Source organism: Synechococcus sp. MU1642, from assembly GCF_020514115.1.
Taxonomy (GTDB): domain Bacteria; phylum Cyanobacteriota; class Cyanobacteriia; order PCC-6307; family Cyanobiaceae; genus Parasynechococcus.
Genome location: NZ_VTKZ01000002.1, coordinates 133,671 through 145,776 on the forward strand (window position 1 = coordinate 133,671; position 12,106 = coordinate 145,776).

Below are 12,106 nucleotides of genomic sequence, written 5' to 3' on the forward strand. Positions count from 1 at the left end.
ATTTGGATTGAATCGATTCAAACAATTTTTGGGCCTGAGACCCTTGTTTTTGCAATGATTCTCAGAGAACGTGTATGCCCACGATGTATGCCCACATTGTCTAGTAGGTATTCCGCCTCTAGAAACTGTGGAGTCATGCGCACCATGGATGCAGCTCAACGTTGAGAAGGGTCTGATCGGAGCAGCTGTCCTTGGAGCTCTTGTCCTGATTGCACCGATAGCGAAGCAGTCCAAGGAGTTCGTGAACTGCGTGAAGAATGCTGAGACCGGGATCGTCAACCTGTCTGGCGTTGAGTTCACCGACGTGGATGGTGAAGGTGGCTTCATCGAGCGCCCAGTTGCCGTTCACTACTGCAACGGCGGTGACATCACCAAGTACCTGAAGCTGGTGGGTCAGTGATGAAAGCTTTGCTGGCTGCTGCTCTGCTTTTTGCCTCGACTGCACCTGCTGCGTTGGCTCAGAAGGAGATCCCTAAGTCTGAAGGTCATGACCAGTGCCCACTGGGTTACGTCAACACGCTCGGGACTACCTGTGTCTCCCCCATCTATTACGAGGTGGCGCCTACCAACGGCAAAGCCTGCAAGGAGGGGTGGATGAACATCAGTGCCGGCTATTGCAAGAAGAAGAAAGGTCCCTTGGGAATCCTCTGATCAACCTTGGGCCTGCCTTGAAACCTTTACTAAACGCTGGCCAGGTGCTTGCTTCGGTTGTTGCATAGCCAGCTTTGGCTGAGGAGTCGAGGATGCTTGAGGAGAAGCTTCTCTACTGCGAAGAAGTGGTGGAGCAAGTCGATGACTTCAACGACTGGAGTCAGAACTTCGAGGCCTGCATGGCTTCCTCGTATTGACGAGAGAGGTCCCCCAACAGATAAGCAGAAATATGAAGATAAGTGCAGGCGGCACCCAGCGCTGGAAGTAGTAACTCTCTCCGCCCTTCCTTCGGGTCAGACAATTCGCAAATTTATGCCCAATATGTATGCCTTATGTCGGCAAGAATCCCTTGATCTCAATGTGATTATGGGGATTAGCCCTCTGCCTTCTGAATCGATTCAAATTCAGCCAACACCGAGGCCTGATTGCGCAGAACGGCCAAAAGGTTGAGGCGATTGAGTCTCAGCGCGGAATCGTCGACCATCACCATGACGCTGGTGTCACCGTCAAAGAAGGCCTGAAGAGCCGGAGTTGCCGCGACAAGCGCATCGGCGAGGGATTGATAAGACCGCTGCTGAGCCAGTGGATGCAGCTGCTCCAGAGCTGCGAACAGATCCTTCTCACTGGCTGACTCGAATCGATCGGGCTGAACCACATTGCGGGCCACAAGCTGATCCCGTGGCAGATCACCTTTTTCAGCAAGTTTGGCTGCCCGTTGCACCACCGCCTGGACGGCATCCAGCTGACCGCTGTCTCGAAGGTCACGCAACAGCTGAATCCGTTGTTTCACATCCAGTGGATCACTGAGCAGACGCTGGCTAGAGACGGCATCACCAGCAACAGCCTGCACCAGATCAGGAGCAAAGCCGTCGTCTTCCAGTTGGGACACGATCCGCTGCCGCAGCAGCTGACAGAGGTCGTTGTGAAGTTGGCTTGAATCCACCCCAAAGGCAGGGAAAAGAGAAGCCCACTCCGCCACGGAGTTGTTGAGAAAAGCCATGAGGTCAAGGCGCCAAGCCATGCCCCAGAGAATCTGCACAACACCATTGCCGGCCCGCCGCAAGGCATAGGGGTCGGAGGATCCTGTCGGCCGCTCTCCCTTAGCAAAGATGCTGAGGAGCAGCTCAAGCCGTTCCGCCAAGGCCACAACTGCTCCTGCAAGGGTTGCGGGCAGGGCATCACCGGCGCCCCGGGGCAGATAGTGCTCCACCACAGCGAGAGCGACATCGCGGGGTTCTCCCTCCTCCAGGAGGTATTTGCCCCCCATCAAGCCCTGAAGTTCAGGGAACTCGCCCACCATTTGGCTAACAAGATCGTTCTTGCAGAAATGAGCGGCACGCTGGGCCGCATCCACCACGCTCTGATCAAGATCGAGTTGCTTCAACAGCAGCCCCGTGAGCCGCTCGATCCGCTCGGAGCGGTCAAGAAGACTGCCCAGCCCTTCAGCGAAGGTGACGCGATCAAGGGCTTCACGCCGAGATGCGCTGGACTGACGTCGGTCAACATCCAGGAAAAATTCAGCATCCGCCAGGCGCGCTCCAAGCACGCGTTCATTGCCACGAACGATTAAGGAAGACGCCGGGGCCAGGCCATTGCTCACCAACAAAAACTCGGGCCGAAGCACAGCCTCAGCAGTGAGTCGAAGCGGGTCAGCCTCCAGGCCAGGCACCTGCAGTGGCACATAACGCTGGTGAGCCTGCATCACCGTGCTGATCACCTCCGGAGGAAGCTGCAGGAACCGTTCAGCAATGGTCCCCTCGAGAATCCTGGGATCTTCAACCAGGTCCACCAGTTCTTCGAACAGAGACTCCGGACAGTCGGGTGTTCCATTGGCCGCCTGAGCCGACTGATCAAGGCTGGTGCGAATCCGTTTGGCCCGCTCCGCACGATCAACAACAACGCCAGCGGCGGCGAGGGTTTCACCAAACACCTCCGCTGATGCGATGGACAGTGATTCGTCACCATGGAGACGGTGGGCACGGCTCAAACGATCGCTGCGGACCTCGGGGTCAGCGCTGTCGAGCACCACAGGGATTACCTCTGACCCCTTGAGCGCTAACAGCCAGCGGATGGGGCGGCTGAAGCGCTGGGCTCCGGTGCCCCAGCGCATGAACCGCCGACCCTGGAGAGCATCAATCCATTGGGGAATCAGCCCCTGAAGCAGTTCAACACTGGCTTCACCGGGGGTGAGCACGGTTGCGAAAACGCAAGGACCCTTCGGAGTTTCACGCTGCTCTAGGGCTGAAGGATCAACATCGCAGCGCTTGGCAAAACCGATCGCCGCAGGCCCTGGGATGCCGTCCTTGAAGGCCTGAGCCACAGGAGGGCCCTTGCGGTCTTCCTGAAGATCGGGCTGGCGCTCCTCCAGCTCAGCTACGGAGACCACCAGACGCCGGGGGGTGCCGAACACCGACACCGATCCATGGCCCAGCCTTGCCTCACGCAGATCACGACTGACCCGCTGCTGCAGCTGGTCAAGCGCTTGATTGACAAAATCGGCAGGAAGCTCCTCGGTGCCGATTTCCAGAAGAAAGGTTGCCGTCACGCCAAGGTCAGAGCCGAAAGCGACTGTATTGGAAGCCGTTTCGCTACGTTCAAATCAAGAAAACCTTTTCGGGGTGGGGGAAGGCTCCTTGGCAGTGGCGGAATCAGAAACTCAATTGCTGTCCAAGGCGGAACAGCGCAAGCTGGACAGCGACCATCTGCGCGACCCGTTGTTGAGCGAACTCAGCAACGACGACGTTCGCTTCACGGAAGATGCCGTTCAACTGCTGAAGTTTCACGGCAGCTACCAACAGCACCACCGCGAACTGCGCAAAACAGACAAGGTCCGCAGCTGGCAAATGATGCTGCGGCTGCGCAGTCCGGGAGGACGCATCCCGGCCAGGCTGTTCCTCGCCCTCGATGACCTGTCCAACCGCCTTGGGGATGGAACTCTGCGAGCCACCACCCGTCAGGCCTTCCAGATGCACGGCATCGCCAAGGCCGATCTGAAAGAGGTGATCGGCACCATCGTTCGCAACATGGGCTCGACCCTGGCGGCCTGCGGGGATATCAACCGCAACGTGATGGCACCCCCAGCTCCTTTTGAGAAAGGCGGCTATCCCGTGGCACGGCGCCTCGCCGATGAAATTGCCGATCTGCTAAGCCCCGAGGCGGCCGAGGGGGCCTATCTCGACCTCTGGGTGGATGGTGACCTGAGTTATCGCTTCAAGCCCAGCCGAGCCGTTCAGAAGACCAGAAAGCGCCAGAGCGAAGGCGGCATTTTTTCCGGCAGCACTGAGGAACCTCTCTACGGGGACACCTACCTGCCCCGGAAGTTCAAGGTGGCCGTCACCGTGCCAGGGGACAACTCCGTTGATCTGCTCACCCAGGACATCGGCCTGGTTGCCTTCACCGACCCCTCCGGCGAACTGCGTGGCTGCAACGTCTACGTGGGCGGTGGAATGGGTCGCACCCACAACAAGGAGGATACCTTCGCTCGAACAGCGGATCCGTTGGGTTACGTAGATGCCGCCGACGTTCTGGATGTGGTTCAGGCAATCCTGGCGCTGCAACGGGATCACGGGGATCGGGAGGTGCGCAAGCACGCCCGCATGAAGTACCTGCTGCACGACAAGGGCATCCAATGGTTCCGCGAAACCCTATGTACGACCTACTTCAAGGGACCCCTCAAGGGGCTTCGCAATGAGCCGAAGGCCAAGCTGCTGGACTACCTCGGCTGGCATCGGCAAAAGGCTGGGATGTGGTTTGTGGGACTGCCCCTGCTCTGCGGTCGCCTAAACGGAGAGCTCAAGGCAGGGCTCAGGCAGCTGGTGGAGACTTACCAGCTAGAGATTCGTCTCACCGCCAATCAAGACCTGCTGCTGTGCAACATCGGCACCTCCCAACGAGCCAGCATTCGAACCCAGCTGGAGGCCCTTGGGTTTGAGGTACCTGAGGCCCCAGCCCCTCTTGCCAGACATGCCATAGCCTGCCCGGCTCTGCCCACTTGCGGGCTCGCCATCACCGAATCGGAGCGCATCCTTCCGGATGTACTGGATCGCCTCGATGCCCAGCTGCGGAGGCTCGACATTGAGAAGTCTCTTCTGGTGCGCATGACCGGTTGCCCCAACGGCTGCGCTCGCCCATACATGGCGGAGCTGGGATTGGTGGGCAACGGAGTCAACCAGTACCAGCTGTGGCTCGGCGGCACTCCTAACCTCCAGCGTCTTGCGCGCCCCTACATAGAGAAACTACCCCTGGACGATCTGGAAAAAACCCTTGAGCCGCTCCTCCTCAGCTGGAAAGCTGCCGGTGGACGACGCAGCTTCGGGGACCACATCGAGAAGCTGGGCGATCAGGAAGTGAGCTCGCTGTTGATGGCCTCGGCGTAGACAGCCACAGCTGCAGCCTTTCGCCAGGCCCAGAGCTGATCGCCGAACGAGAAGTGCCACCACTCGTTCGGATGCTGAACAAAGCCGGCTGATCCCATCACTTCAGCAAGCAACTGCCGGCGTTGATGCCAGCGCCTAGCTTCGGAATCCTCCCGACCGGCGTAGTGCTGCGGTTCAGACACTGCACCGATGGCATCAATCTCTCCACCCATGGCCAACGGCGTTCCATCGCTGCTACTGAGGGTGAGGTCAACAGCAGCACCGGTGCTGTGGGGTGGAGGCGTGGCGGGATCCCGACTGGGAGCGGCCCAGAAACGTCCCACATCGGCCACCACCTCATCGAAGGCGTCCCCCGAGCGCACCTCCACACCGCGTTCATGGCAGAGTTCCGAAATGTTGTAGTCCACCATGTAGGCCTGCACGGCGATTGGCCGCCACGCATCAAAAATGCTGAGTCGCAGGCTGGGGTCGTGCTCGATCAACCGCTGCTGAGCCTCAAGCAGGCGCTGAACGACCCCCAAGCGCAATTGGAAAGGATTCCCAGACGCCCCATAGGGTGCTCCGAGCGTGACGTACGGATGGGGTTCCATCCGCAGCAAATTGGGAGGCAGCAGTTGCAAGGGCTCACCGCAATCTTCGATCGGAATCGGGCTCCAGGGGCGCATCGAAACTGCAACGGGACAGGTCAGTTCAAAGGGGTGCCGCCGCTGAGGCGACGCTGCTGTGCATCGAGGGTCTCACGCAGCAACGGGTGCTGCGCGAGCTCGGGATCATGCTTCAACAGCTCCTGGGCGGCTGTTCGTGCGTCCTCCAGAATGGAACCATCATCAGCAAGGCTGGCCAGGGCCAGATCAGGCAGGCCCGACTGACGGGTGCCCAGAACCTGGCCAGGACCGCGAAAGCGCAGATCCATCTCGGCGATCTCGAAGCCATCGGTGGAGCGCACCAGCACATCCAGACGCTGGCGGGCCAGGGGGTTGGAGCTGCCATTGATCAACAGGCAATGGGAGGCAGCAGCACCACGGCCGACGCGCCCCCGCAACTGATGCAGCTGCGCCAGCCCAAAGCGTTCGGCATGGTCGATCACCATCACGCTGGCTTCAGGCACATCCACCCCCACTTCCACCACCGTGGTTGACACCAGCACCTGGGTCTTGCCCGCAGCGAAATCGGTGAGCACCGCCTGCTTGTCGGCACTGGAGAGACGTCCATGCAGCAGACCAACTGCCAGATCAGGAAAAACCTCCGAGGCCAATTCAGCGTGAACCTCAACGGCTGAGCGAAGCTCGAGCTTTTCCGACTCTTCCACCAAAGGCAGAACGACATAGGCCCGCTGGCCCAGCTGCACCTCCTCACGGATCAACTCATAGGCCTTGTCCCGCTTTCCGGTAGTGAGCATGCGAGTACGAATCGGTGTTCGCCCTGGAGGCAATTCATCGATCTGGCTGACATCCAGATCCCCATGCATCGAGAGCGCCAGGGTCCTTGGGATCGGTGTTGCCGTCATGGTGAGCAGATGAGGCTGCAAGCCCTTGTTGAGCAGGCGATCTCGTTGATGCACCCCGAAACGGTGCTGTTCATCCACCACCACCAGCCCCAGGCGGTTGAAGACAACCGGATCCTCGAGCAAAGCATGGGTGCCCACCAGCACCTTCAGGGAACCGTTGGCCAGGTCATCCAGCAACTCTCGGCGGCGGGGCCGTGGCGTGGATCCCGTCAACAAGGTGACGCTGACGTGGAGCTGCGGCAGCCACTGGCAGAGGTTGCGGTAATGCTGCTCGGCCAAGACCTCCGTGGGGGCCATCAGAGCCCCCTGCCAGCCCGAAGCAATGGTGCTGAGCAACGCAGCAATGGCAACCACTGTCTTTCCAGAGCCGACATCCCCCTGCACCAGTCGGGCCATGGGTTCGGTGCGCGCCAGATCGGCTTCGATCTCCTGAAACACACGTTTCTGGGCTGCGGTGAAGCGGAAGGGCAGCAGATCCATGAACTCCCCAACAAGCCCACTGGAACTGGACTGAAGATCAAGGTCAGGTCCCGTCCGAGAGCGCAACGCCTGGCGTCGGCGCAACAGGCCGAGCTGCAGTAGCAGAAACTCATCGAACACCAACCGGCGGCGTCCTTGATCGAGGCTCTCGCGATCCTTGGGCGCATGCAGGGCCTGCAGGGCATCCGCCAGCATCGGTAGATGGAATTGCCGCTGCAGCGCGGCGGGGAGAGGATCAGGGCAGGATGCCGCGAGGGGCAAGACCTGATCGATCAGGCTGCGGAAACGATCAGCTCCGACCCCTTCGGTGAGGGGATACACCGGGAGAAGTCGCCCGATGCTGGGGGATTTGACTGGAGACGAGGGGCTGTCCAGCACCTCGATCAATGGATCCTGAAAGGTGATGCCGTAGGGGCCGTCTTTCACGAGACCACTAACGGCCACGGTGGCACCAACGGGGTAGAGGCGCTGCTGTCCTTTGAGGTAGGCAGGAGAACTGAAGCGTTTGCCCGCCAGGAAACGGCTCACCTTCAGGCGACCCGTCGGATCCTCCAGCTGGAGCTCGATGATGGCGAGGTTGGTGTTCCTCGGGCTGACAAATCCGTTGCAACGGCGAATCGTGGCAACGATCGTGGCTGTTTCCCCCGACACCAGCGCCTCAATGCGGCGCATCGCGGAGTAATCGACATGATCGCGGGGGTAATAGCGGAGTAGGTCGCGCACCAGAAGTAGACCGATAGAGGCCAGCCGAGCAGCGAATTTCGGCCCTACACCACGGATCTGAGTGATGGGACTGTCGAGCTGCAGAGGGGAGGTGGTCCGCTTCTGGGGAGATGCCTCCACCTTGAGGCGTGGCGGTGCCATGGGAGCCGAGGGCTCCAAGCGATGGCGCAGCTCATGCAGCCACTGACGGGCATCGGTGACCAAGCGACGGCGGACAGGGTCAGCGAGGTCCGGATAATCGGCAAAGCCTGCGCTGAACTTGGACATACGCTCACTGACACCCTGAGGGAAGGGCACGGCCGGTGGGGCGGCAAGCTGCTGCTGCAGAAAGTCGTGAAACCGCTGCTGGCGACCCTGCAGATTCTGAAAACCTCGATCAGCCTCCAACCCCAGCGAGCGCTGAATGGGAAGCATCCACGCCAGGAGCAGCGATAGCTGCTCGCTGGTCAGTCCCCGCTCAGCTGCTGCGTTGAATCGGATGGGGTCTGCCAATGGGTCCGGGCCTCACGATCCAGAGAGCGACGCTGCCAATGACGCTGCTGCCGCACCATTGTGAGCAGAGCATCGTGGTGAGTGCGCAATCGTTTGCGGCACTGACGCAAACGTGGGCTGTCGAACTCCAAATCGTTACTGCGCAGGAGCACACAGAGCACATCCATGCCCTGGTCGAGCTCACCGACGGCCAGAGGAAGGCGCAGGCGAAGCACGTTCGTAGCGGTTGGCTGCGTTTCGACTTGTCCCTTCAAGACAGCATCAAGAAGGCTGATGGGGAGGAGGGTCTGGGCCAGCCCTGTCCGCAGCATCTGCACATTCAAAGCGTGGGACAAATTGCGAAGCCGTCGCTCAATCGCCTGATCCATGGCGTTGATCCAGTGCAACAGCGCATCCGGCTCACTTGGGAGAAAGTGGTCGTTGCCTTCAACCGATTGATCCAGATCAACACCGGGCTGAAGGGGGTGTTGGGCCTGCTGCATGGCATCACCGGCCAGCTCGAACAGTGATCGGAGCACATCAAGATCGCCAGACAATCTGGCTTCTTCTGGTTCAGGGACCGATTCAGTAACGGGATCCTGAGCAGCGGTGCCCTGGGGGGACTCAAGCGGTGAAGCCAGGCTCAAACGGATGGAACCACTGGGCTCCTCCCGTGGCAGACCATTCGCAGGGGGTTCGAGCTCAGGTGCACTGTCCTGGGTCTGGCGGCTGAGCTTCTGAAGCATGCTTCGGCTGGCATGCGCCTGCTGGCGCCTTTGCTCCTCCTGCATCTGCTGCACAAGCTGCATCAGCTGCTCCACCGTGAGCAAGACGCTGCAGCGGTCAATCAGGTCGGTAACCGACGCATGGAAATTCTGACGGGTCGACTCCGGAAGACGACTGAAACGGGAGGGATCAACCTCACCAAGAAGATCGAACAGTGCCTGACGAGTGGCTCCTTCCAGCAGCTCCCTCAGCACTTGTAGATAGAGAGCCTGCTCCCTATAGAAGGCAATGGCCCGCAGCCGGCACAACCGTTGTAGGCGTGCCAGCTGTTCTGACGGGTCGTAAGCAGGCCTGACGTCCGGTTCGGACAAGGGAATCAGCCGGCGTTCTGCATGGACGCCACTTCAGCAGCGAAATCGTTGTCTTCCACCTCGATGCCCTCACCCAGGGTGTAACGGGTGAAACGACGAACTTTCACGTTCTCGCCGATCTTGCCGGCGGTTTGCTTCACCAGATCAGCAACGGTAATGGAGCTGTCCTTGATGAAGGGCTGCTCCATCAGGGCGAGTTCTTTGAGGCGCTTGCCAATGCGACCTTCAACGATCTTTTCCTTCATCTGCTCAGGCTTACCCTCGAGATCGTCACGACCCATCTCGATTGCCTTTTCCCGCTCACGGATCTCGTCGGGAATCTCGTCGGTGGTGACGTACTCGACGTTGGGGCATGCCGCCACCTGCATGGAGACATCACGAAGAAGCGACTGGAACATGTCGCCCCGTGCCACGAAGTCGGTTTCACAGTTCACCTCAACCAGCACACCCACTCGGGCACCTGTGTGGATGTAGCTGCCGATGGCGCCCTCGGCGGCGGTGCGACCGGATTTCTTTTCAGCGCTGGCGATACCTTTCTGGCGGAGCCACTCAACGGCCTTGTCGGCATCGCCTTCCGTGGCGGCCAGGGCCTTTTTGCAATCCATCATCCCTGCGCCGGTCTTGTCGCGCAGTTCTTTGACAAGCTTGGCGGATACGGCAGCAGCCATTGGTCGGAGCAGTGAGAAGTGGAATTAAATCGCCGCCGATTCCCTGTTTGGAATCAGCGGCGTGAACTTAGCGGTCAGAGGAGATCAGCCTTCGCTGTCACCACCACGCTGATCGTTAGAGCCATGGCGACCCTCATTGATCGCGTCAGCCAAACGACCCAGGATCAGCTGCACAGAACGAACGGCGTCGTCGTTGCAGGGAATTGGTACCTCACAGAGGTCCGGATCGCAGTTGGTGTCCAGCATGGAGACCAAAGGGATGTCGAGCTTGCGGGCTTCCAGCACGGCATTCGACTCACGACGCTGGTCCACCAGGACCACCACATCAGGCAAGCGACGCATGTTCTTGAGGCCACCCAAATACTTCTGGAGACGCTCGAGTTCACGACGCAGGACCGCACCCTCTTTCTTGGGGCGCATAGCGATAGCGCCACTGGACTCCATCCGCTCAAGATCCTTGAGACGGTCGATCCGGGCCTTCATGGTGGTCCAGTTGGTGAGCATGCCGCCCAACCAGCGCTGGTTGACATAGGAGGCTCCGCAGCGGGCTGCTTCAAGCGCCACCACTTCAGAGGCTTGCTTCTTGGTACCGACGAAGAGAAAACGCTTGCCGCTGCGGGCAGCAGAACGAGTCCACTTGTAGGCATTGTTCATGCAGACGGCGGTCTGCACGAGGTCGATGATGTGAACGCCGTTGCGCGCGCAATAGATGTAGCGCGACATCTTGGGGTTCCAACGACGGGTCTGGTGCCCAAAGTGGGCACCAGCCTCCATCATCTCGGCAAGGGTTACGACAGCCATGGATTGAGGGTTTCGGGTTCGCCTCCACCTGCCAGGGACCTGAACAACCAGCATGAGCTGGTCTCACGGTGCACCCGAAACGGGCAGGTGTGCGGAGTGAAAGGACCTATAGAAGCTATCAAAACGTTGATCAGCGAAGTCCCGCCGCTCTGGCTTCACGGAACAGAGCACGCACACCAATGAGATTGAGGGGCAAACGAAGCAGCTCCATCGCCGTTCCCGGATAGCCATGCCTGATCAGCCAGCGGAGCAGCGGGCTAAGGCTGGAGGGATTGATCAGCCCGCCGAGGTTGAGCACTTCCCAGAGGATGCGATGGAACCAGGTGAACTGGATGATCAGCCGCACCCGTTTGGTTGGATGTTTGCGGTAGAAGACAAGCCCCATACGGGCCCGTTCTCCCTCCACTTCCACAAGGCGGGAGATTTGGTCGAGGGTCAGGGCGGGGTGCCAGTGGTAACCGACCGCGTCTGGACACTTCACCAACTCAACCCCCATCCGCCGCAGGCGCTCGCCCAGTTCCAGGTCCTCCCAGCCGTATAAGCGAAAACCGGTATCGAACAGGCCTGAACGTTCCAGGACCTCCCGATCAATGGCCACATTCCCGGTGGCGAAATAAGCCCAGGACAAGTCACGTAATTTGTGGCGTTCCGAGCAAGGTGCTTCGAAGTTGGCGGTGTTGATGACAGCGCCATAGGTGAAGCAGAGCCGATCACCACGCCGGTGCCAACACTGCTTCAACGCCCGTGCATGGGTGGCCAGAAAGGTCTCTGTGACCACCAGGTCGCTGTCGATGAAGACGATCACATCACCACGGGCGTGATCCACGCCGCGGTTCCGACCCTCCGCAGGGCCACCGTGCTCCTGCTCAATCAGGCGCACATGAGAAAAACGAATGGCTTGTTCCCTCAGCCACGACGGCGTTCCATCGCTGGAACCGTCGTCGACCACAACAACTTCGTAGTCCTGAAGAGCTCCAGCAAGCTGCTGATCTTCTAGTGCCGAGAGGCATTTCTCGAGGATCGGGCGTCGGTTGTATGTCGGAATAACGACGCTGACGAACATCGCGACAGCCGATGCAGAAGGGAGCCCACCCTACGAACAATAAAAAAGGGGGCCCTAAGGCCCCCTTTTTGTGGATGATTTGATCCGCTGCTCAGTCGGCGGCACCACCATTGTTGGCTGTTCCGGTCACACCGTTACCAGCTCCTTCACCGCGGCCATCGTTCCGCATCTTGCGTTTCTTGAACTTGCGCGCGTAAGCGCGGTTCCGCTCCTGCTTTTCTTTCTTCAGGTTTCTGCGCTTGGCCATGCGGAACTGCGGGCTCTGATAT

11 protein-coding genes are annotated in these 12,106 nt (G+C 59.7%); 3 read left to right on the top strand and 8 right to left on the bottom strand.

Annotation, left to right across the window (positions count from 1 at the left end):
* The first annotated feature begins 148 nt into the window (after window positions 1-148).
* Both FZZ85_RS03335 and FZZ85_RS03340 read left to right on the top strand, forming a co-directional pair.
* Window positions 149-400, top strand: coding sequence for a hypothetical protein (locus tag FZZ85_RS03335; protein ID WP_226412217.1), 252 nt, complete (start codon window positions 149-151; stop codon window positions 398-400).
* Complete coding sequence (locus tag FZZ85_RS03340) at window positions 400-651, top strand: hypothetical protein (protein ID WP_226412219.1); 252 nt, start codon at window positions 400-402, stop codon at window positions 649-651. The genes FZZ85_RS03335 and FZZ85_RS03340 overlap by 1 nt, the downstream gene beginning before the upstream one ends.
* Window positions 652-1,024: 373 nt before the next feature.
* On the opposite strand, the gene glyS is transcribed toward FZZ85_RS03340, so the two are convergent.
* On the bottom strand, window positions 1,025-3,196 hold the full coding sequence (gene glyS, locus FZZ85_RS03345; protein WP_226412221.1) for a glycine--tRNA ligase subunit beta: 2,172 nt from the start codon (window positions 3,194-3,196) through the stop codon (window positions 1,025-1,027).
* A gap of 88 nt (window positions 3,197-3,284) precedes the next feature.
* Between glyS and FZZ85_RS03350 the strand changes: the two genes are divergently transcribed.
* Window positions 3,285-5,027, top strand: a complete 1,743-nt coding sequence (locus FZZ85_RS03350) for an NADPH-dependent assimilatory sulfite reductase hemoprotein subunit (RefSeq protein ID WP_226412483.1) — start codon at window positions 3,285-3,287, stop codon at window positions 5,025-5,027.
* Here the strand turns inward: FZZ85_RS03350 and FZZ85_RS03355 are convergent.
* The 7 genes from FZZ85_RS03355 to FZZ85_RS03385 all read right to left on the bottom strand — a co-directional run bounded on the left by FZZ85_RS03355 (window position 4,991) and on the right by FZZ85_RS03385 (window position 12,084).
* Window positions 4,991-5,692: a M15 family metallopeptidase gene (locus FZZ85_RS03355; protein ID WP_226412223.1), complete on the bottom strand. Its 702-nt coding sequence runs from the start codon at window positions 5,690-5,692 to the stop codon at window positions 4,991-4,993. The two genes, FZZ85_RS03350 and FZZ85_RS03355, sit on opposite strands and share 37 nt — an antisense overlap.
* A 20-nt stretch (window positions 5,693-5,712) precedes the next feature.
* Window positions 5,713-8,151, bottom strand: a complete 2,439-nt coding sequence (gene recG / locus FZZ85_RS03360) for an ATP-dependent DNA helicase RecG (protein ID WP_226412485.1) — start codon at window positions 8,149-8,151, stop codon at window positions 5,713-5,715.
* Window positions 8,152-8,183: 32 nt separating this feature from the next.
* The gene (locus tag FZZ85_RS03365) at window positions 8,184-9,305 is read right to left on the bottom strand and encodes a hypothetical protein (protein ID WP_226412225.1); all 1,122 of its coding nucleotides are present in this window, start codon (window positions 9,303-9,305) and stop codon (window positions 8,184-8,186) included.
* Between the two features lie 5 nt (window positions 9,306-9,310).
* Window positions 9,311-9,973 carry a translation elongation factor Ts gene (gene tsf, locus FZZ85_RS03370; RefSeq protein ID WP_226412227.1) on the bottom strand — a complete coding sequence of 221 codons (663 nt, stop codon included), beginning with the start codon at window positions 9,971-9,973 and terminating at the stop codon, window positions 9,311-9,313.
* Window positions 9,974-10,057: 84 nt separating this feature from the next.
* The gene (rpsB, locus tag FZZ85_RS03375) at window positions 10,058-10,774 is read right to left on the bottom strand and encodes a 30S ribosomal protein S2 (protein ID WP_006850376.1); all 717 of its coding nucleotides are present in this window, start codon (window positions 10,772-10,774) and stop codon (window positions 10,058-10,060) included.
* A 130-nt stretch (window positions 10,775-10,904) separates the two neighbouring features.
* Window positions 10,905-11,837, bottom strand: a complete 933-nt coding sequence (locus tag FZZ85_RS03380; RefSeq protein ID WP_226412229.1) for a glycosyltransferase family 2 protein — start codon at window positions 11,835-11,837, stop codon at window positions 10,905-10,907.
* Between the two features lie 91 nt (window positions 11,838-11,928).
* Window positions 11,929-12,084: a hypothetical protein gene (locus tag FZZ85_RS03385; protein ID WP_006850288.1), complete on the bottom strand. Its 156-nt coding sequence runs from the start codon at window positions 12,082-12,084 to the stop codon at window positions 11,929-11,931.
* Window positions 12,085-12,106 lie beyond the last annotated feature (22 nt).